21 protein-coding genes and 1 other annotated feature are annotated in these 18,142 nt (G+C 58.7%); of the genes, 12 read left to right on the forward strand and 9 right to left on the reverse strand.

Annotation, left to right across the window (positions count from 1 at the left end; translation table 11 throughout):
- The first annotated feature begins 86 nt into the window (after positions 1 to 86).
- Together gbpA and ACJ8HH_RS01025 are read left to right on the forward strand one after the other, a co-directional pair.
- The gene (gene gbpA / locus ACJ8HH_RS01020; protein ID WP_043146738.1) at positions 87 to 1,517 is read left to right on the forward strand and encodes an N-acetylglucosamine-binding protein GbpA; all 1,431 of its coding nucleotides are present in this window, start codon (positions 87 to 89) and stop codon (positions 1,515 to 1,517) included.
- A 52-nt stretch (positions 1,518 to 1,569) separates the two neighbouring features.
- Positions 1,570 to 2,088 (forward strand): cytochrome b, encoded by a 519-nt coding sequence (locus tag ACJ8HH_RS01025; RefSeq protein ID WP_043146740.1) that lies wholly within the window; start codon positions 1,570 to 1,572, stop codon positions 2,086 to 2,088.
- 296 nt (positions 2,089 to 2,384) lie between these two features.
- Here ACJ8HH_RS01025 and ACJ8HH_RS01030 read toward each other — a convergent pair whose 3' ends face one another.
- The 3 genes from ACJ8HH_RS01030 to ACJ8HH_RS01040 form a co-directional block, all read right to left on the reverse strand.
- Positions 2,385 to 2,588, reverse strand: coding sequence for an HHA domain-containing protein (locus ACJ8HH_RS01030; protein ID WP_004940313.1), 204 nt, complete (start codon positions 2,586 to 2,588; stop codon positions 2,385 to 2,387).
- Between the two features lie 49 nt (positions 2,589 to 2,637).
- Positions 2,638 to 3,006 (reverse strand): Hha toxicity modulator TomB, encoded by a 369-nt coding sequence (tomB, locus tag ACJ8HH_RS01035; protein WP_004940312.1) that lies wholly within the window; start codon positions 3,004 to 3,006, stop codon positions 2,638 to 2,640.
- A 158-nt stretch (positions 3,007 to 3,164) separates the two neighbouring features.
- A complete protein-coding gene (locus ACJ8HH_RS01040) occupies positions 3,165 to 3,518 on the reverse strand; it encodes a hypothetical protein (RefSeq protein WP_060451907.1) in 354 nt (117 codons plus the stop codon).
- A 407-nt stretch (positions 3,519 to 3,925) separates the two neighbouring features.
- On the opposite strand from ACJ8HH_RS01040, the gene ACJ8HH_RS01045 reads away from it, so the two are divergent.
- Genes ACJ8HH_RS01045 through ACJ8HH_RS01055 form a run of 3 tightly spaced genes read left to right on the forward strand, consistent with a single transcriptional unit; the run spans position 3,926 to position 6,397 of the window.
- Positions 3,926 to 4,639, forward strand: coding sequence for a metal ABC transporter ATP-binding protein (locus ACJ8HH_RS01045; RefSeq protein WP_033647273.1), 714 nt, complete (start codon positions 3,926 to 3,928; stop codon positions 4,637 to 4,639).
- On the forward strand, positions 4,636 to 5,493 hold the full coding sequence (locus ACJ8HH_RS01050) for a metal ABC transporter permease (RefSeq protein ID WP_033637343.1): 858 nt from the start codon (positions 4,636 to 4,638) through the stop codon (positions 5,491 to 5,493). Before ACJ8HH_RS01045 ends, ACJ8HH_RS01050 begins: the two co-directional genes overlap by 4 nt.
- A gap of 25 nt (positions 5,494 to 5,518) precedes the next feature.
- Complete coding sequence (locus ACJ8HH_RS01055) at positions 5,519 to 6,397, forward strand: metal ABC transporter substrate-binding protein (RefSeq protein WP_060451906.1); 879 nt, start codon at positions 5,519 to 5,521, stop codon at positions 6,395 to 6,397.
- Positions 6,398 to 6,503: 106 nt separating this feature from the next.
- Here the strand turns inward: ACJ8HH_RS01055 and ykgO are convergent, their stop codons facing one another.
- From ykgO to sdeX, 4 genes are all read right to left on the reverse strand, one after another.
- A complete protein-coding gene (gene ykgO / locus ACJ8HH_RS01060) occupies positions 6,504 to 6,644 on the reverse strand; it encodes a type B 50S ribosomal protein L36 (RefSeq protein ID WP_004940304.1) in 141 nt (46 codons plus the stop codon).
- A 12-nt stretch (positions 6,645 to 6,656) separates the two neighbouring features.
- Positions 6,657 to 6,911 carry a type B 50S ribosomal protein L31 gene (locus ACJ8HH_RS01065; protein WP_004940303.1) on the reverse strand — a complete coding sequence of 85 codons (255 nt, stop codon included), beginning with the start codon at positions 6,909 to 6,911 and terminating at the stop codon, positions 6,657 to 6,659.
- A 186-nt stretch (positions 6,912 to 7,097) separates the two neighbouring features.
- Complete coding sequence (gene sdeY, locus ACJ8HH_RS01070; RefSeq protein ID WP_033637346.1) at positions 7,098 to 10,244, reverse strand: multidrug efflux RND transporter permease subunit SdeY; 3,147 nt, start codon at positions 10,242 to 10,244, stop codon at positions 7,098 to 7,100.
- 17 nt (positions 10,245 to 10,261) lie between these two features.
- Positions 10,262 to 11,449 carry a multidrug efflux RND transporter periplasmic adaptor subunit SdeX gene (sdeX, locus tag ACJ8HH_RS01075; RefSeq protein ID WP_033637347.1) on the reverse strand — a complete coding sequence of 396 codons (1,188 nt, stop codon included), beginning with the start codon at positions 11,447 to 11,449 and terminating at the stop codon, positions 10,262 to 10,264.
- Between the two features lie 142 nt (positions 11,450 to 11,591).
- Between sdeX and acrR the strand changes: the two genes are divergently transcribed.
- Both acrR and ACJ8HH_RS01085 read left to right on the forward strand, forming a co-directional pair.
- Positions 11,592 to 12,266: a multidrug efflux transporter transcriptional repressor AcrR gene (gene acrR / locus ACJ8HH_RS01080; RefSeq protein WP_033637348.1), complete on the forward strand. Its 675-nt coding sequence runs from the start codon at positions 11,592 to 11,594 to the stop codon at positions 12,264 to 12,266.
- An 11-nt stretch (positions 12,267 to 12,277) separates the two neighbouring features.
- Positions 12,278 to 12,631, forward strand: coding sequence for a DsrE/DsrF/TusD sulfur relay family protein (locus tag ACJ8HH_RS01085; protein ID WP_033647269.1), 354 nt, complete (start codon positions 12,278 to 12,280; stop codon positions 12,629 to 12,631).
- A 276-nt stretch (positions 12,632 to 12,907) separates the two neighbouring features.
- Here ACJ8HH_RS01085 and rsmS read toward each other — a convergent pair whose 3' ends face one another.
- Together rsmS and priC are read right to left on the reverse strand one after the other, a co-directional pair.
- On the reverse strand, positions 12,908 to 13,087 hold the full coding sequence (gene rsmS, locus ACJ8HH_RS01090; protein WP_016928837.1) for a pleiotropic regulatory protein RsmS: 180 nt from the start codon (positions 13,085 to 13,087) through the stop codon (positions 12,908 to 12,910).
- A 103-nt stretch (positions 13,088 to 13,190) separates the two neighbouring features.
- On the reverse strand, positions 13,191 to 13,727 hold the full coding sequence (gene priC, locus ACJ8HH_RS01095) for a primosomal replication protein PriC (RefSeq protein ID WP_033653242.1): 537 nt from the start codon (positions 13,725 to 13,727) through the stop codon (positions 13,191 to 13,193).
- A 134-nt stretch (positions 13,728 to 13,861) separates the two neighbouring features.
- Here priC and ACJ8HH_RS01100 point away from each other — a divergent pair, with 134 nt between their 5' ends.
- The 5 genes from ACJ8HH_RS01100 to recR all read left to right on the forward strand — a co-directional run bounded on the left by ACJ8HH_RS01100 (position 13,862) and on the right by recR (position 18,099).
- Positions 13,862 to 14,242, forward strand: coding sequence for a DUF454 family protein (locus ACJ8HH_RS01100; RefSeq protein WP_041033683.1), 381 nt, complete (start codon positions 13,862 to 13,864; stop codon positions 14,240 to 14,242).
- A gap of 278 nt (positions 14,243 to 14,520) precedes the next feature.
- Positions 14,521 to 15,072, forward strand: coding sequence for an adenine phosphoribosyltransferase (gene apt / locus ACJ8HH_RS01105; RefSeq protein WP_015376864.1), 552 nt, complete (start codon positions 14,521 to 14,523; stop codon positions 15,070 to 15,072).
- A 92-nt stretch (positions 15,073 to 15,164) separates the two neighbouring features.
- The gene (dnaX, locus tag ACJ8HH_RS01110) at positions 15,165 to 17,123 is read left to right on the forward strand and encodes a DNA polymerase III subunit gamma/tau (RefSeq protein ID WP_060418275.1); all 1,959 of its coding nucleotides are present in this window, start codon (positions 15,165 to 15,167) and stop codon (positions 17,121 to 17,123) included.
- Positions 16,456 to 16,520 (forward strand) — a sequence feature (DnaX frameshifting element). (Overlaps the previous gene by 65 nt.)
- A 41-nt stretch (positions 17,124 to 17,164) precedes the next feature.
- Positions 17,165 to 17,494, forward strand: coding sequence for a YbaB/EbfC family nucleoid-associated protein (locus ACJ8HH_RS01115; RefSeq protein ID WP_004940264.1), 330 nt, complete (start codon positions 17,165 to 17,167; stop codon positions 17,492 to 17,494).
- A complete protein-coding gene (gene recR / locus ACJ8HH_RS01120; protein ID WP_004940263.1) occupies positions 17,494 to 18,099 on the forward strand; it encodes a recombination mediator RecR in 606 nt (201 codons plus the stop codon). The genes ACJ8HH_RS01115 and recR overlap by 1 nt, the downstream gene beginning before the upstream one ends.
- Positions 18,100 to 18,142: the final 43 nt, after the last annotated feature.

Genomic DNA, 18,142 nt, shown 5'->3' on the forward strand with positions numbered 1-18,142 from the left:
ACTTATTATTCCTCTCGCGGTATCGCCGCACCTCTTTGAGTTTCTTCTCACTCAGTTGGAATCCAATAAATTTAACTGGAGTCGTAATGAAATTATCCAAAATCGCCCTGATGATGGCAACGCTCGCGGCCTCCTCGGCCGCCTGGTCGCACGGTTATATCGAAGTGCCCGAGAGCCGCGCCTACAAGTGCAAGCTGGGCAGCAACACCGACTGCGGCCGGGCGCAGTGGGAACCGCAGAGCGTCGAGCAGGTTTCCGGCTTCCCTGGCGGCGCGACGCCGCTCGACGGCCAGCTGGCCAGCGGCGGGGTGAACGGCTTCGAGTCGTTGGATCGCCAGGGCGTCAACGTCTGGGCGTTGAATACCATGAAGCCGGGGCCACAGACGTTCACCTGGTACCACACCGCCAAGCACAAAACCAATAACTGGCGTTACTACATCACCAAACAGGACTGGGATGTGAACAAGCCGCTGTCGCGCGAGGCCTTCGAAAAAGAGCCGTTCTGCGAGATTGATGGCCATGCCAAGCCGCCAAAAGATCGCGAAGTGCACCAGTGCGTGGTGCCGGAGAGAACCGGCTATCAGGTGATTTACGGCGTGTGGGAAATCAATGACACGGTAAACAGTTTCTATCAGGTGGTTGACGTTAACTTCGAAGACGACGGCGTCGTGTCGGAATGGCGCAAGCAGCTGCAAGGTTCCCTCACCGGTAAAAACCTGCAGGTTGGCGACAAGGTGATCGCCCGCTTCTTCGATGCGGACGGTGAAGTGCTGACTATGAAAACCGAACTGGCGATCGACAGTGAGACGCTGACCGACAAAAACCGCTGGGGTCACGCGCTGGCCAGCAAGATCAACGCCGAACAGAAAGCGGTGCGTGCCGGGGTGAAAGACGGCAAAGGCAACGTCAATCCGGTATTCGGCAACAACGCGGTCTACGCCAAGCAGGGCAGCACGATGAAGAGCGTGGTGATTTCCTATGAGGAAGAAACGCCGGCTATCACCGAAGAGATCCGCATCGGCAACCTGTCCAGCACCAAAATCAAGGACGGCAAAGCTCAGCTGACCTTCAATGCCGAGGTCAAAGGCAAACTGACGGTTGAAGCGCGCGTTTACGACCACGGCCAGACGGAAAAAGGCTACCTGAAAGCGACGCTGGAAGACGCCAGCCAGCCGCTGACTATGGCGCTGAGCAACGTCAGCGAAGGCCACCACATGCTGAAAGTGATCGCCAGCAACGACAACGGGCAGAGCATTCAACCAGATATCGAAAACTTCAACCTGGAAGCGGAATCCACCGGCGGTGGCGGCGGCAACGGCGACTATAACTTCGTCTTCCCGAACGCGCTGAGTAAATACACTGCCGGCACCACAGTGCTGCAACCGAAAGACGGCAAGGTATATCAGTGCAAACCTTTCCCTTACAGCGGTTACTGCATGCAGTGGAACAGCGGCGCGACTCACTTTGAGCCGGGCGTGGGTTCCAACTGGCAGGATGCCTGGGTCGTGAAAAAGTAAGTGTAAATCGGATAGCCAAGCGGCCAGCGATGGCCGCTTTTAAAGGAGTTTTATGTCACACGAACCTGCCCGTTACGATCTTTTCAGTCGGTTACTGCATTGGGGCATTGCCGCCGTGATGATCTACGTAATGATCGTTGGTTATTCACTGCATTTTATGACGGATGCACGCATCTTCGCCTTTTTCTCCGTGACCAATATGTCGCTGGCCTTGGTGCTGACACCGCTGATGGCGGCGCGCTTTATCTGGCGTTTTTTCCGGCCTAAGGTGCCCTATGGCGATATGCTGCAAGGGCACGAGAAGGGATTGGTGCATTTGCTGCACGAAATATTCTACCTGCTGATTTTCGTGGTGCTGCTCAGTGGATTCCTTATGCTGGAGCACGGCTTTGCCGTTTTCGGCGCGATCGACTTCCCTCGCCCGATAGCAAATCTCGACGTTAACCGCTTCTTTTTCGCCGTGCACCGTTATTCGTGCATCGCGCTGTCGGCCATGATCGTGCTGCACATAGCGGCGGTGATTAAACACCACTGCTTCGCCGGGCAGGCGATTTTGCGCCGCATGCTCTGATTTTACGGGGCGATCACGCCGCCCGGCGAGGCAGTGCGGCGGCGTGGCCGCGAAGGTAATAGGAAAGAGCGACGGCATGACCGTGACGCGTGTGGCCGATAAGCAGGGAGTGCGAGAGACAGCACGCGTTAATCGCGTTAAGGCGTAATACCCCGGACAGGAACAGAGAATTGTTTCTATTTATTATTAACGATAAAAATGAACGTAATTAACATTTCATTGTCAATAGGAAAAATACGTATTCAGTTTGAACATTGAAGCCGATAAAAGCATCGGCTCAACGCGTTGGGGGATGATTATCTGACATATTTCCAAACGGAGGTGGGGATTTTGTCATACAGTTTGTTCATGGTGAGCTCCGCCAGACGGTGATCGGCCGCTGAGTAAAACAGCTCCAGTTCATCATCGGAAAGCTCGTACTTATTTTTCTCAATAACACGTTCGAGAGTATCAATCGTGGTGCATTTACGTAAACGCATCAGATAGTCGGTTTTAGTCATGGTGGCCTTTAGTTTAATAACCGTAAAATAGCTCGGGAATAATTATCCCCTAAGTTTTCATTGTCGTACAGATGTCCTCTCCTGAGAACATTCTGAATAATCTCGCCTTGGTTTTTTGCCAGCGGCGCAGGTCGGAATCATTGATACCGTAGCTGCTGAACAGCGTATAGGTATCGTCGAGATATTCTTCGACTAACTCCGACAGGTCTGATTCGTCCATGTATTTAATTTTATAACTCATCACAAACGAAGCGATATGTTCGATCAACTCATTAAGCTGCAGGTTGACGGAGGACGTCGGATCGTTGACCCACCCATGGTGACTGTCTCCCAGGGTAGCGATACCTTCATCATACAAATTTTCGCACAAGAATTTGAGCTGAGCAATGTCGTGTCGCTTAGGCGAATACTCATCCATATCATCCCCTCCGTAAGTCTTAATTGCGGTGTGATAACACTATGTGAGTAAGCTGATTTACATCATGGACGGAGGCAGCTTAACGGTGGTTAAATAAACTTCCCGTAAAATGAATATAAATCATTTTTTCGCGTTTGGCCTGCAGTTATTACGTAAACTTACAATTCATCCGCAGTTGATGGCCGTGAGTTATCAATGATGTCGAAGATTAAACCCCGCTCCGTCACTCGGAACCGTACGCTGTCGTTGATGATATCTTCGCAGTTGATATCCAGACAGGCATTAAAAATGCCCCACTTATAGCGATAACTCATTGAATAATCGCCGTCACCTTGTCGTACTATATCAAGTATTTCTAATGAATCTTCGGCATAGCGTGCGCTTTCAGAATAAAAACTCAGTCCGCTGGTCAGCGCCGGCACTAACTCCGCTATATTGTCATTAATCACTTTCTTTAATTTTTTAACAGAAAGTGCGTTGACGTCCAGGTTACAGGCAAGGGTAACAAGCATTAATCTCGGCCAACAGCAATGTTATCTGCTTATCTTACTCCTTTTTCACTCACGCCGGTAAATTTTTCGATTTACCGCTGTTCTTTACCTTATGCCAACATTTCAACCGAATGGGAATATCCCTGGATTTGATAAGGAGGCTGCGGGGGGAAGCGCCGCTGCGCGAAGGACTGTTACGTTCCGTTGCATTATTGTCGCGCCATAGCTTGAGATGTGGTAGTTGGTGTGATGTTATATTATAACTATTAACCCATCATTTTGGTCACCACATTGACTCCCTCTTCACAACATGACGCCGCGCCGTCACTGAATTCGTTGTTTACCACCTCCGCCGCCGCGCGCTGTGCGGGGGCCGTTGCGCTGCTGGCCCTGCTGTGGCTCGGCATCTTCTGGGCGGTATCGCTGCCATGATCTCCTTGCGCCAACTGGCGATAGGCTATGGCGTCACGCCGCTTTTCCCGCCGCTGAGCGGGCAGTTCAGCGCCGGTTCGTTAACCGCGGTGGTGGGCGTCAACGGGGCCGGGAAATCGACGTTGCTGAAAACGCTCGCCGGATTGTTGCCGCCGCTGGGCGGCAGTCTGAGTTTTAGCGGCGGCAAGCCACCGCGCAGGGCTTATCTACCGCAGCAGGCCGAGCTGGATCGGCAATTCCCGATCGCGGTAAGCGATCTGGTGGCGATGGGCTGTTGGCCGCAAAGCGGCATGTTCGGCGGCATGAACAGGCGTGCGGCAAGCCAGGTCAATGAGGCGCTGGCGAACGTTGGCATGAGCGCGCTGGCGCGCAGCCCGGTGGGCGAACTGTCCGGCGGCCAGCTGCAGCGGGTGCTGTTTGCGCGCCTGCTGGTTCAACCGGCGCCGCTGATTTTGCTGGATGAACCTTTCACCGGCATCGACAGCGCCACCACGCAGATCCTGCTGCAGGCGATCGCGCAACTGCACCGGCAGGGGAAAACGGTGATCGCCGTGCTGCACGATATGTCGATGGTCGCCGAGCATTTTCCACAGGTGCTGTTGCTGACGCCGCAGGCTTGCCACTGGGGCGCGGCCGAGCGGGTATTGGAACAGGTGCCGAGGTATCACGCCGCCGAACGGCAGCCGGATCTGCGGGCGGTGGCGCCATGATGCTGTGGCATGGGCTTATCGATCCTTTCCTCTCTTTCGGTTTTATGCGCCGCGCGCTCATGGCGTGCCTGGCGTTGTCGCTCAGCGCCGCCCCGCTGGGCGTGTTTTTGCTGCTGCGCCGCATGAGCCTGGTGGGGGATGCCTTGTCCCACGCGGTGTTGCCGGGCGCGGCGATCGGCTATCTGATCTCCGGTATGTCGCTGGTGGCGATGGGGGTGGGCGGCTTTATCGCCGGGCTGGCGGTGGCGATGCTGTCCGGCCTGGTGAGCCGCCGCACGCCGCTGAAAGAGGACGCCAGTTTCGCCGGGTTCTATCTGGGCTCACTGGCGCTGGGGGTCACGCTGGTCTCGCTGCGCGGCTCCAGCGTGGATCTGCTGCACGTGCTGTTCGGTTCGATCCTGGCGGTGGATGCGCAGGCGATGCTGATGGTCGGAGCGATCGCCTCGGTTTCGCTGCTGGCGCTGGCGGCGCTGTACCGTGCATTGGTGATCGAGTCCTTCGACGTCACGTTCCTGCGCGTCAACGCGCCGCGCCGGTTGGCGCTGATCCACGGCCTGTTTCTGGCGCTGGTGGTGGTCAATCTGGTGGCGGGATTCCAGATCCTCGGCACTCTGATGTCGGTGGGGCTGATGATGCTGCCCGCCGCCAGCGCGCGCTTCTGGGCGCGCAATCTGCCGCAGACGCTGGCGACGGCGATGGGCATCGGCGCGCTTTCCAGCCTGATTGGGTTGGTGTGGTCCTATTACGCTTCGCTGCCCGCCGGCCCGGCGATCGTGCTCAGCGCCAGCGTCATCTTTTTCGTCTCGATCCTGTTTGGAACGCGTGGAGGCATTTACGCCTTCGCGCGCCGTTGAGAAGTGCCATTTGCAAGGAGAAAGTATGAAACGTTTACCTATATCGCTGGCGGTCGCTGCGCTGCTGGCCAGCCCATTGGCGATGGCGAAGACCGTCGACGCCGTCGCCAGCTTTTCCATTCTGGGGGATATCGTCAAACAGGTGGGAGGCGATCACGTCAAGGTCAGCACGCTGGTGGGGCCGGATGGCGATCCGCACAGTTTCGAGCCTTCGCCGCAGGACGGCAAAAAGTTGGCTCAGGCTGATGTGGTATTCGTCAGCGGACTGGGGCTGGAAGGGTGGATCGATCGCCTGGTCAGCGCTTCGGGTTATAAAGGGCAGGTGATCACAGCTTCACAGGGCATCAGCACCCGCCAGATGGAGGAGGACGGCAAAGCGATTACCGATCCTCACGCCTGGAACAGCATGAAAAACGGCGTGCAGTACGCCACCAACGTGATGAACGCCCTGATTGCCGCCGATCCCGAGGATGCCAACTATTTTCGCCAGCGCGGGGCCGAATACGTTCAGCAACTGCAAAAGCTGGACCTGTGGGCCAAAACCCAGTTCGCCGCAGTGCCGCCACAGAAACGTAAAGTGCTGACCAGCCATGATGCTTTTGGTTACTTTGGGCAAGAGTATGGCGTCACTTTCCTTGCCCCGGTCGGATTTTCCACCGAGGCCGAAGCCAGCGCCAGCGACGTGGCCGGCCTGATCAAGCAGATCAAACAGGAAAAGGTCAACGCTTACTTTATCGAGAATCAGACCGATCCGCGGTTGGTGAAACAGATTGCCGCCGCCACCGGCGCCAAGGCGGGCGGCGAGCTGTACCCTGAAGCGCTCTCCCGTACGGGCGGCCCGGCGGCCACCTATGAACAGGCGTTCAAACACAATGTCGACGCGCTGCTGAGTAGCATGAAGTAACCTCTGCCCCCGCCTGCCGGCGGGGGACAGCTTGCAGGCACTTTCTCGCCATAAAAAAAGCCCCGTTGAGCAGCAACGGGGCTTTGCGACAGATGACACTGGGGAGTTAACGCTTTTTCTTACGTCCCTGTACCGCTTTGAATCGCGGATTGCTTTTACAGATCACATAGATGCGGCCACGACGACGCACGACTTTGCAATCCGGGTGGCGATTTTTCGCCGAACGCAATGAACTCAATACCTGCATGGGATTTCCTTGTTACTTATTGCCGATAAAGCGGCCAAAGCGCTGCTGGAAGCGCGCCGTGCTGCCTTCTTTGGAATAGTCTTTCTGCTTGCCGGTGTAGTACGGATGCGAAGCGGAAGAGACGTCGAGGGTGACATACGGCCAGCTTTCGCCGTCCAGCTCGATGGTGCGATCGGTTTTGATGGTCGATCCCACTTTAAAGTAGGCGTTGGCGCTGACGTCGTGGAAGACCACGGTGCGGTAATCGGGATGGATGCCGGGTTTCATAATGGCTCTCTCGTGTAATGTTATACTATAACAATAATTATGCGCCGACCCGGCGTCGCGATCAAGCGTAAATTGCGCCCACGAGTGAATTAATGAGAACGGTTTGCATTAAGCAACTGAAGCAAAAGAAAAAGGCCGCATGCGCGGCCTTTTCGATTATCGGGTGGAGCTCATATCACTGAGCGATCAGTGGTGCTCTACCGGATGGCTGTGTTCCAGGTCCTCGTTCTTCTTGCTGAAGCGGCGGCGAACCACCACGAAGAACACCGGTACGAAGAAGATCGCCAAGACGGTGGCGGTGATCATCCCGCCCATTACGCCGGTACCTACCGCGTTCTGTGCGCCGGAGCCCGCACCGCTGCTGATAACCAGCGGCAGAACCCCGAGGATGAAGGCCAGAGACGTCATCAGGATTGGACGCAGACGCATACGCACCGCTTCCAACGTCGCTTCGATCAGGCCTTTGCCTTCTTTTTCCATCAGATCCTTGGCGAATTCCACGATCAGGATGGCGTTCTTCGCCGATAGACCGATGGTGGTCAGCAGCCCCACCTGGAAGTACACGTCGTTGTTCATGCCGCGCATCGTCGCGGCCAGCAACGCACCGATAACCCCCAGCGGCAATACCAGCATGACCGAGAACGGCACGGACCAGCTTTCATACAGCGCCGCCAGACACAGGAACACCACCAGAATCGAGATGGCGTACAGCGCCGGCGCCTGGTTGCCCGACAGACGTTCCTGATAGGACATGCCGGTCCAGTCGTAACCGATGCCGCTTGGCAGTTTGGACGCCAACTGTTCCATCAGGTTCATCGCTTCACCGGTACTCTTGCCCGGTGCGGCCTGGCCCAGAATTTCCATCGACGGCAAGCCGTTATAGCGTTCCAGGCGCGGTGAGCCGTATTCCCATTTCGCCGAAGAGAAGGCGGAGAATGGCACCATCTGGCCGCTCGTGCCGCGCACGTACCACTTGTTGATGTCTTCCGGCAGCATACGGAACGGCGCGTCGGCCTGTACGTATACCTTCTTCACACGACCGCGGTCGATGAAGTCGTTGACGTACGAGCCGCCCAGCGCGGTGCTCAGCGTGCTGTTGATGGTGGTGATGCTGACGCCCAGCGCCTTGGCTTTCTCCTGATCGACGATCAGTTTGAACTGCGGCGTATCTTCCAGGCCGTTCGGGCGCACGCCCACCAGCACGTCCGGATGTTGAGCAACCATGCCCAACAGCTGGTTACGCGCTTCGGTCAATTTCTCGTGCCCCAGGCCGCCCTGGTCAATCAGCTCGAAGTCGAAGCCGGTGGCGGTACCGAGTTCGATGATCGCCGGCAGGTTGAACGGGAATACCAGGCCTTCTTTAATCTGCGAGAATGCGCCCATGGCGCGACCCGCGATCGCTTCGACCTTGTTCTCGCTCCCTGGACGCTCGCCCCAGTCTTTCAGGCTGACGAATGCCAGGCCGTTGTTCTGGCCGTTACCGTTGAAGCCGAAGCCCGCGACGGTAAACACCGAAACCACGTTGTCCTTTTCCTTGTTCAGGAAGTAGTCGGAGACTTCTTCCAGCACTTTGTTGGTGCGGGACTCGGTGGCGCCGGCAGGCAGCTGCACCATGGTCAACAGGATGCCCTGATCTTCGTCCGGCAGGAACGAGGAAGGCAGGCGCAGGAACAGCAGGCCCATGCCAACCACGATCAGCAGGTAGATGATCAGATAGCGGCCGGTGCTGCGCAGGATGTTGCCCACGCTGTCGGTATAGTGATGCGTGCTTTTCTCGAACATGCGGTTAAACCAGCCGAAGAAGCCTGTTTTAACCCCGTGATCGCCTTTCGGGATCGGTTTGAGCATGGTGGCGCACAGCGCCGGCGTCAGGATCAAGGCCACCAGCACCGACAGCGCCATCGCGGACACGATGGTGATCGAGAACTGGCGATAGATGGCGCCGGTTGAACCGCCGAAGAACGCCATCGGCACGAATACCGCCGACAGCACCATGGCGATACCCACCAGCGCGCCCTGAATCTGGCCCATCGATTTACGGGTGGCTTCTTTCGGCGGCAGCCCCTCTTCGGCCATGACGCGCTCGACGTTTTCCACCACCACGATGGCGTCATCCACCAGCAGGCCGATCGCCAACACCATGCCGAACATCGTCAGGGTGTTTATCGAGAAGCCGAACGCCGCGAGTATCGCAAAGGTCCCCAGCAGCACCACCGGCACCGCGATGGTTGGGATCAGCGTCGCGCGGAAGTTCTGCAGGAACAGATACATCACCAGGAATACCAGGATGATGGCTTCGATCAGCGTTTTCACCACTTCGTTGATGGAGATCTTAACGAACGGGGTGGTGTCGTACGGATAAACCACTTTCATCCCTTGCGGGAAGAATGGCGTCATCTTGGCCAGCTCGTCTTTCACACCTTTGGCGGTGTTCAAGGCGTTGGCGCCGGTTGCCAGTTTGATACCCAGACCGGCGGCAGGCTTACCGTTGTAGCGAGCGGTAACGGCATAGCTTTCCGCGCCGCGCTCGATGTGAGCGACGTCGCGCAGGCGTACCTGGGAACCGTCGGTATTCACCTTCAGCAGGATCTTGCCAAACTCTTCCGGCGAAGTCAGACGGGTCTGCGCGATGATCGAGGCGTTCAACTGCTGCCCCGGCACCGGCGGCAGGCCGCCCAGCTGGCCTGCGGCGATCTGGTTGTTCTGCTCGGTGATGGCGGAGGTCACGTCCGTGGTCGTCAGCTGGTAGTTGTTCAGCTTGTTCGGATCCAGCCAGATACGCATCGCGTACTGGGCACCGAACAGCTGCACTTCACCCACGCCGGACGAACGGCTGATCGGATCCTTGATGTTGGACGCCACGTAGTCCGCAATATCGTCCTGAGTCATGTTCGGATCGTCGGAAACGAAGCCGGCCACCATCAGGAAGCTGCTGCTGGATTTTTCTACTTTCAGGCCCTGTTGCTGAACTTCTTGCGGCAGCAACGGGGTGGCCAACGACAGTTTGTTCTGGACCTGAACCTGCGCGATGTCAGGATCGGTGCCGGATTCAAACGTCAGGGTAATGGTGACGCTACCAGAGGAATCACTGGTGGAGGACATGTACATCAGGTTATCGATACCGTTCATGTTCTGTTCGATAATCTGCGTGACGGTATCCTGCACCGTTTTGGCATCTGCGCCCGGGTAGTTGGCGGAAATACTCACCGCCGGCGGTGCAATAGTGGGATACTGCGCAATAGGCAGTTTCATTATTGCAAGCACCCCCGCCAACATGACGATGATGGCGATTACCCAGGCGAAAATTGGGCGGTCTATAAAGAACTTAGCCATGTATTACAGGCTCCTTTTTATGACTTCTGCGCTTCAGACTGCGGCTGTTTTTGCGCCTGAGTGTCAACTTCCTGCACTTTTACCTGCGCGCCCGGATGCACTTTCATCAGGCCGGAGACGATCACGCGATCGCCGGCTTTCAGGCCATCGGTAACCAGCCATTTGTCGCCAATCGCCTGGTCCGCCTTCAGCGTGCGTAGCTCAACTTTGTCGTCTGCCCCTACCACCAACGCCGTCGCTTCGCCGCGCGGGTTGCGGGTGACGCCTTGCTGAGGCACCAGCAGCGCATCGCTGCGCACGCCTTCGTCCAGACGGGCGCGCACGAACATGCCCGGCAGCAGCGTATCGTTCGGGTTAGGGAACAGGGCGCGAATGGTGATGGAGCCGGTGGTCTCGTCGACGGTGACGTCGGAGAATTCCAGCGTGCCTTCCTGTGCGTATTCGGTGCCGTTTTCCAGCAGCAGTTTCACTTTAGCCTTGCCGTTTTCCTGCTTCAGCGCGCCGCTGGCCAACTCTTGCTTCAGGCGCAGGAAGTCGGTGCTCGACTGGGTGACGTCGACATACATCGGATCCAGCTGCTGCACGGTGGACAGGGCGGTCGCCTGGCCGTTGCTGACCAGCGCGCCTTCGGTCACGGCGGACTTGCCGATGCGGCCGGAGATCGGGGAGGTCACCTTGGTGTACGCCAGGTTGATGCGCGCGGTTTCCACGGCGGCCTTGGCGGCCACCACGGCGGCATCCGCCTGCTGCAGGGTGGAGACGGCGTTGTCGTAGTCCTGCTTGCTGATGTAGCTGGTACCCAGCAATGGCTTGTAGCGGTTTACCGTCACGCGTGCGATGGAAGCGCTGGCCTGTGCTTTGGCCAAATCGCCTTTCGCGCTGTCGTAGCTGGCTTGATAGGTGGCGGGATCGATTTGGTACAGAGACGTCCCGGCCTTGATATCGCTGCCTTCAACGAAGTTGCGCTTCAGGATGATGCCGCTGACCTGAGGGCGAACTTCGGCGATACGATACGCAGCGGTGCGGCCAGGAAGATCGGTAGTGATGTTGAGAGGCTCGGCCTTCAAGGTGACTACGCCCACTTCAGGCGCCTGTTGTTGGGCGCCTTGCTGTTGGGTTTCTTTATCGTTACATCCTGTTAGCACTAAGCTGCCTGAAAGCATCAGAACGGCCGCCAGAGGCGTTAACCCTCTGTTTTTGTTCATAGAAAAACCTCAAGTGTCCGATTTCAAAATGATCAATGGATCACAAGCTTTAAAACCCATTGCTGCGTTAATTATATGTGCGTGCTATGGTACATACATTCGCGAATGTATGTAAATCACACTCCCCCTAAATAACAATGCCATGGCACGAAAAACCAAACAGCAGGCGCAAGAAACCCGACAGCAAATCCTTGATGCTGCGGTGAGAGAGTTCTCTGAACGTGGCGTTGCTGCAACGTCACTGACAGATATTGCCACCGCTGCCGGGGTTACGCGTGGAGCCATTTACTGGCACTTCAAGAATAAGGTAGACCTGTTTAATGAAGTTTGGGAATCTACCGAGCCGAAAATTGACCAGCTCGAAACAGAGTATCAGGCAAAGTTTCCCGATAATCCACTGCGGGTTATCCGAGAAATTCTGATTTACATTCTGACGTCTACGGTTGAAGACGGCCGTAGGCGGGCGTTGATGGAAATTATATTCCACAAATGCGAGTTTGTCGGTGAAATGATGCCGCTGCTGGATTCGCGCAAGGTGCTGTACCTCGCCGGCTACGAACGCATTGAAGCGGTGCTGTATAACTGCATTCACCACGGGCAATTACCCGCCGATTTACATACCCGCCGCGCGGCGATCATCCTGCGCGGTTATATCACCGGCCTGATGGAAAACTGGCTGTTTATGCCGGAAAGTTTCGATCTGCGGGCCGAAGCCGAAGCGCTGGTGGACGCGTTTTTGGAAATGCTGCAGTTTTGCCCCACCTTGCGCCTCAAACCCGACGCGGCGACGTCTGATGCCGACCGCCTTCCTTTATAAGGAGAGATTTCATGTCATCCATCGTTCTCATCGCCAATGGCGCCGCCTATGGCCATGAATCCTTGTTCAATGCGCTGCGGTTGGCCATCGCCATGAAAGAGCAGCAGAGCAGTCTCGACCTGCGGCTATTTCTGATGTCCGATGCGGTGGTGGCCGGGCTGGCCGGGCAGCAGCCGCACGAGGGATACCACCTGCAGCAGATGCTGGAGATCCTCACCGCGCAGCAGGTGCCGGTCAAGCTGTGCAAGACCTGTGCCGACGCGCGCGGCGTCAGCCGCTTGCCGCTGGCGGACGGCGTGGCGATCGGTACGTTGGTCGAGCTGGCGCAGTGGACGCTGGCGGCGGAAAAAGTGCTGACTTTCTGATTCCGCTGCAACGGGCCATCAGCTGCAACGCTTTTGTTGTTCGTTGCCCGCCGGTGGCCGTGACAATCTTCAGGCTTCTTAACCGATCCGAAGCTAAATCATGCAGCGCTGATTGATTCTGCCTTCTCTGGCGCCGCTCACGTTTGTCGGCGCATCGCCGCCGCGATACGCTTTTTTTTCCTTGTTTATTTGCGCGCTCAGCTCGCCGGACGAAGGCGGCCAGACGGCGGGCTGATGAGCGTTGAAAGACGAAAGGGACAGCGGCGCTGTCCCTGATTACTGTCCGGCAGGCAGATAGGGAGAGGTGACGCCGGCGCGCTGCAGTTTTTCCTGATAATCCCGTTTGACGATATCCAGCGCCGCCAGCGCGGTGGCCGGATCGATCTCGTTGCATTCCAGCAGGTAAATCAAGTCTACCGCCAGCTGCAGTTCGGGTGAGGCGTTTTCCAGAGACATAGCACCTGCGCTTAATTAATGAAATGAATAACTCGCGTACCGGCAGAGTATAGTGAACCCGGCGCGCAACCGGGAATAATCATTAAAATATTGTGATAAATCTTCAAAAACCGTTTTCTTTGCGCTCGATATTGCGCTCGATGCGCGCCAGCGCCTGGCGGCAGCGCATCAGGCGCCCCTCCAGCGCCGCCAGCTCGTGCTGCAGCTTTTGCTGCGCCGCCAGCGTGGTCTGGCGGCCGAGCAGGCTTTCCCGATCCTGAATCATGGCGATCAGCCGGCGTTCGTAGTCCTGATGCTCGGCCAGCTTGTGGTACAGATCGGCCTCGGGGGCTTCTTTCGGCTGGTTCTTGCGCCGCAGCGCCTGGGTGGCCAGCTCGCGCTGCAGGGCGGCGATCTGAGCCACCAGTTTTTCGGCCAGAAAGGCCACCTGGCTGGTACGGCTGTCGTTGGCGGCGCTTTGCAGCTGGGCGAAATTCTTCTCCACCTCGGCCAGGTAGTCGCGCAGCCGCGTGCCGCGGTTGGCGAACAGGGCGGCGTCGAAGCGCGCCTGCGGGATCGGAACGTCGCCGCGCGGGGTCACTTCGGCTGCCAGCGCCGCGATCTGCTGTGCCAACACCTGTAATAGACGCTGAGTGCTCACATAAGCTCCCTCTTGATTTCAACAGGCGTAAGCTTGCCCGCGATCCTGCCGTGAAACAAGCGCCGCACGCATATTCCGCCGGCGCGGCGCCGATGCTACAGTAGGCGGCAACCGATTGAGGAGCGAAGAGCCGCATGACGCGTGGGTTATTGATCATTTTGGGCTGGCTGGCGGTGGTGCTGGCGACGTTGGGCGTGGTGCTGCCGCTGTTGCCGACCACGCCGTTTCTGCTGTTGGCCGCCTGGTGTTTCGCCCGCTCTTCGCCGCGCTTTCATCACTGGCTGCTGCACCGCTCCTGGTTCGGCCCCTACCTGCGCCACTGGCAACAGCATCGCGCGCTGCCGCCGGGAGCGAAGTGGAAGGCGGTGCTGGTGATCGTGCTCACCTTCGCCTGTTCGCTGTGGCTGGTGAAAATCTGGTGGGTGCGCGGGCTGTTGCTGCTGATGCTGGTCATTTTGCTGACCTTTATGCTGCGCCTGCCGGTTATTGACCTGCCGCAACAAAAACAGCGCTGATTGTCCCTTAAACTCCCCAATAGCTTTCAAGCCGCAGCTAGACGACAAACGCAGGCATCCCCGGGAGCTTACTTAGGTAAGTGACCGGGGGGAATGCGTGCAGTCAACAACGCTGCGGGTTGAAAGATGCAGGGGAGAGTTGCATTTGTCCGCCAGTTTGCATAGATTTGGGCGTTTTCGTGCGCGGATCGCCTGCCATTTCATCTCCGGTGTGTTTCACCCGGCGGCGGCGGGTGAGCGGCGCGCCGGTTTTCAGGCAGTTTTATCAGGCAACAATTATGACCGCTACTGCGCAGCAGCTTCAGTTTATTAAAGACAGTATCAAAACCATCCCGGATTATCCGAAGCCGGGCATCCTGTTCCGCGACGTGACCAGCCTGCTGGAAAACCCGTTGGCCTACGCCGCCAGCATCGAGCTGCTGGTTGAGCGCTATCGCGAAGCGGGCGTGACCAAGGTGGTGGGTACCGAAGCGCGTGGTTTCCTGTTCGGCGCGCCCGTCGCGCTGGCGTTGGGCGTCGGTTTCGTGCCGGTGCGCAAACCGGGCAAACTGCCGCGCGCCACGCTCAGCGAAAGCTATGAGCTGGAGTACGGCACCGACAAGCTGGAGATCCACACCGACGCCATCACCGCGGGTGACAAAGTGCTGGTGGTGGACGATCTGCTGGCGACCGGCGGCACCATCGAAGCGACCACCAAACTGATCCGCCGCCTGGGCGGTGAAGTGAACGACGCCGCATTCATCATCAACCTGCCGGATCTGGGCGGGGAAGCGCGTCTGAACAAGCTGGGCATCGACTGCTACTGCCTGGTGGACTTCGCCGGCCATTGATGCGGCATTGCCCCTTGGGCACAACGGCCTCGCGGATCGCCGCGGGGCTGTGTTAGCATGACCCTCCAGATTCCTCGACTTCTCCGGTATTAATGAGCTATCAGGTTCTCGCCCGTAAGTGGCGCCCTCAAACGTTCGCAGACGTGGTCGGCCAGGAACATGTCCTGACCGCGCTGGCCAACGGCCTCTCGCTGGGGCGGATCCATCACGCCTATCTGTTCTCGGGCACGCGCGGCGTGGGGAAAACCACCATCGCGCGCCTGCTGGCCAAAGGCCTGAACTGTGAAACCGGCATCACCGCCACGCCGTGCGGCCAATGCGACAACTGCCGCGAGATCGAGCAGGGCCGCTTCGTCGATCTGATCGAGATCGACGCCGCTTCCCGAACCAAGGTTGAAGATACCCGCGATCTGCTGGACAACGTTCAGTACGCGCCGGCGCGCGGCCGCTTCAAGGTCTACCTGATCGATGAAGTGCACATGCTCTCGCGCCACAGCTTCAACGCGTTGCTCAAGACGCTGGAAGAGCCGCCGCCGCACGTCAAATTCCTGTTGGCCACCACCGATCCGCAAAAGCTGCCGGTGACCATTCTCTCGCGCTGTCTGCAATTCCACCTCAAGGCGCTGGACGTCGATCAGATTCGCCAGCAGCTGGAAACGGTGCTGACGGCGGAGCAGATCACCAGCGACGCCCGCGCGCTGCAGCTGCTGGCGCGCGCCGCCGACGGCAGCATGCGCGATGCGCTGAGCCTGACCGATCAGGCGATCGCCATGGGGCAGGGGCAGGTGACCGCCGCCACCGTCAGCCAGATGCTCGGCACGCTCGATGACGAACAGCCGCTGGCGATCCTCGAAGCGCTGGTCAGCGCCGACGGCGAAAAGATGATGGCGCAGGTCGCACAGGCCGCTTCGCGCGGCGTGGACTGGGAAAACCTGCTGGTGGAGACGCTGGCGCTGCTGCACCGCATTGCGATGGTGCAACTGCTGCCTTCGATGCTCGACAATCAGTACGCCGCCGTGGAACAACGGCTGCGCGAGCTGGCGCGCACCCTGCCGCCGGCCGATGTGCAACTTTACTACCAGACGCTGTTGGTCGGCCGCAAAGAGCTGGCCTATGCGCCGGATCGCCGCATGGGGGTTGAGATGACCCTGCTGCGTGCGCTGGCGTTTCACCCGAAAGCGGTGATCCCGGAGCCGGTGGCGTTGGTGCAGACCGCGCCGGCGCCGATGGCGCAGCCGCAGGCCGCCGCATCGCAACAGCCGCCGCAGTTTCAGGACGCGCCGCCGCCGCTAGGGCAGCCGGCCGCGCCGTCGCGGCAATCATCGACCCCATTACCGGATGCCACTGCCCAGCTGTTGAAAGCGCGGTCCCAGCTGCAGCGGCAGCAGGGAGCATCCACACCAAAAAAGAATGAGCCGGCGGCGCCAGGAATAGCGCGGCCGGCAAACTCGGCGCTGGGGCGTTTGGCTTCCGTGACCGAGCGTAGCCAGCAGCGTCTGGCGGAGAAGAAGGTGCCGGAAAAACCGGCCAAGCCGGAAGCATATCGCTGGCGCGCGCAGACCGAGCCGGAAGCGGCACCGGAACCGCTGGCGACGCCGAAAGCGTTGCGCACGGCGTTGGAGCACGAGAAAACGCCGGAGCTGGCCGCCAAGCTGGTGGTGGAGTCGCTGGAGCGCGACGTCTGGGCGGCGGAAATCGACAGGCTGAAGATCCCGAAACTGGTGCAGCAGCTGGCGTTGAACGCCTTCAAGCAGCAGCCGGAAGCGGGCAAGATTTGCCTCCATCTGCGGTCTTCGCAGCGTCATCTGAATTCGCCTTCGGCGCAGAAGACGCTGGCCGAAGCGCTCGGCGAGCTGTACGGCAGCCCGATCGAGCTGACCGTGATAGAGGATGATAATCCGGCGGAGCGCACCCCGCTGGAATGGCGACAAGCCATCTATGAAGAAAAGCTGGCGCAGGCGCGCCAGTCCATCGTTGCGGATACCCATATTCAGACGCTGTGCCGGTTCTTCGACGCGGATCTGGATGAAGAGAGTATTCGCCCCCTTTAAACGCCGCGCGAGGTGCGCGGCCCTAGCGACGAGAGACGACTATGTTTGGTAAAGGCGGTCTGGGCAACCTGATGAAGCAAGCCCAGCAAATGCAAGAAAAAATGCAGCAGATGCAGGAAGAAGTCGCCAAATTGGAAGTGACCGGCGAGTCTGGCGCGGGCCTGGTGAAGGTCACCATCAACGGCGCGCACAACTGCCGCCGCGTGGAGATCGATCCTAGCCTGATGGAAGACGACAAAGAGATGCTGGAAGATCTGATCGCCGCCGCGTTCAACGACGCCGCGCGCCGCATCGAAGAGACCCAGAAAGAGAAGATGGCCTCCGTCTCCAGCGGCATGCAGTTGCCGCCTGGCTTCAAGATGCCGTTCTGATGCAAACCAGCCCGCTCCTTGAATCCCTGATGGAGGCGCTGCGCTGCCTGCCGGGCGTCGGCCCGAAATCGGCGCAGCGCATGGCGTTTCAGCTGCTGCAGCGCGATCGCAGCGGCGGCATGCGCCTGGCGCAGGCGTTGACGCGCGCGATGTCGGAAATCGGCCACTGCGCCGACTGCCGCACCTTCACCGAGCAGGACGTCTGCACCATCTGCGCCAATCCGCGCCGTCAGCAAAACGGCCAGATTTGCGTGGTGGAAAGCCCGGCGGATATCCACGCCATCGAGCAGACCGGCCAGTTCGCCGGGCGCTACTTTGTGCTGATGGGGCATCTGTCGCCGCTGGACGGCATCGGGCCGGGCGATATCGGTCTGGATCGCCTGGAGCAACGGCTGGAAAAGGAGAGCATCACCGAAGTGATCCTCGCCACCAACCCGACGGTGGAAGGGGAAGCGACCGCCAACTACATCGCCGAGATGTGCGGCCAGTATGGCGTGCTCGCCAGCCGCATCGCCCACGGCGTGCCGGTGGGCGGCGAGCTGGAGATGGTCGACGGCACCACGCTGTCGCATTCGCTGGCCGGGCGTCACGCCATCAAGTTCTGATGTTTTCCCGGATGGGGCCGTTCGGCCCCGTCATTTTTTTGCC

The sequence above is a fragment of the Serratia sp. CY32780 genome, assembly GCF_052169135.1.
GTDB lineage: Bacteria > Pseudomonadota > Gammaproteobacteria > Enterobacterales > Enterobacteriaceae > Serratia > Serratia sarumanii.

What these genes read in the sequence shown, in the direction of transcription:
- ACJ8HH_RS01050 (WP_033637343.1), top strand. Translation starts at nt 4,636, where the DNA reads ATGATGCTGTGGCATGGGCTTATCGATCCTTTCCTCTCTTTCGGTTTT.
- tomB (WP_004940312.1), bottom strand. Translation starts at nt 3,006, where the DNA reads ATGGATGAGTATTCGCCTAAGCGACACGACATTGCTCAGCTCAAATTC.
- ykgO (WP_004940304.1), bottom strand. Translation starts at nt 6,644, where the DNA reads ATGCAGGTATTGAGTTCATTGCGTTCGGCGAAAAATCGCCACCCGGAT.
- ACJ8HH_RS01065 (WP_004940303.1), bottom strand. Translation starts at nt 6,911, where the DNA reads ATGAAACCCGGCATCCATCCCGATTACCGCACCGTGGTCTTCCACGAC.
- sdeX (WP_033637347.1), bottom strand. Translation starts at nt 11,449, where the DNA reads ATGAACAAAAACAGAGGGTTAACGCCTCTGGCGGCCGTTCTGATGCTT.
- gbpA (WP_043146738.1), top strand. Translation starts at nt 87, where the DNA reads ATGAAATTATCCAAAATCGCCCTGATGATGGCAACGCTCGCGGCCTCC.
- acrR (WP_033637348.1), top strand. Translation starts at nt 11,592, where the DNA reads ATGGCACGAAAAACCAAACAGCAGGCGCAAGAAACCCGACAGCAAATC.
- rsmS (WP_016928837.1), bottom strand. Translation starts at nt 13,087, where the DNA reads ATGTCTCTGGAAAACGCCTCACCCGAACTGCAGCTGGCGGTAGACTTG.
- ACJ8HH_RS01040 (WP_060451907.1), bottom strand. Translation starts at nt 3,518, where the DNA reads ATGCTTGTTACCCTTGCCTGTAACCTGGACGTCAACGCACTTTCTGTT.
- sdeY (WP_033637346.1), bottom strand. Translation starts at nt 10,244, where the DNA reads ATGGCTAAGTTCTTTATAGACCGCCCAATTTTCGCCTGGGTAATCGCC.
- ACJ8HH_RS01025 (WP_043146740.1), top strand. Translation starts at nt 1,570, where the DNA reads ATGTCACACGAACCTGCCCGTTACGATCTTTTCAGTCGGTTACTGCAT.
- apt (WP_015376864.1), top strand. Translation starts at nt 14,521, where the DNA reads ATGACCGCTACTGCGCAGCAGCTTCAGTTTATTAAAGACAGTATCAAA.
- ACJ8HH_RS01030 (WP_004940313.1), bottom strand. Translation starts at nt 2,588, where the DNA reads ATGACTAAAACCGACTATCTGATGCGTTTACGTAAATGCACCACGATT.
- ACJ8HH_RS01085 (WP_033647269.1), top strand. Translation starts at nt 12,278, where the DNA reads ATGTCATCCATCGTTCTCATCGCCAATGGCGCCGCCTATGGCCATGAA.
- ACJ8HH_RS01055 (WP_060451906.1), top strand. Translation starts at nt 5,519, where the DNA reads ATGAAACGTTTACCTATATCGCTGGCGGTCGCTGCGCTGCTGGCCAGC.
- ACJ8HH_RS01115 (WP_004940264.1), top strand. Translation starts at nt 17,165, where the DNA reads ATGTTTGGTAAAGGCGGTCTGGGCAACCTGATGAAGCAAGCCCAGCAA.
- recR (WP_004940263.1), top strand. Translation starts at nt 17,494, where the DNA reads ATGCAAACCAGCCCGCTCCTTGAATCCCTGATGGAGGCGCTGCGCTGC.
- dnaX (WP_060418275.1), top strand. Translation starts at nt 15,165, where the DNA reads ATGAGCTATCAGGTTCTCGCCCGTAAGTGGCGCCCTCAAACGTTCGCA.
- ACJ8HH_RS01045 (WP_033647273.1), top strand. Translation starts at nt 3,926, where the DNA reads ATGATCTCCTTGCGCCAACTGGCGATAGGCTATGGCGTCACGCCGCTT.
- ACJ8HH_RS01100 (WP_041033683.1), top strand. Translation starts at nt 13,862, where the DNA reads ATGACGCGTGGGTTATTGATCATTTTGGGCTGGCTGGCGGTGGTGCTG.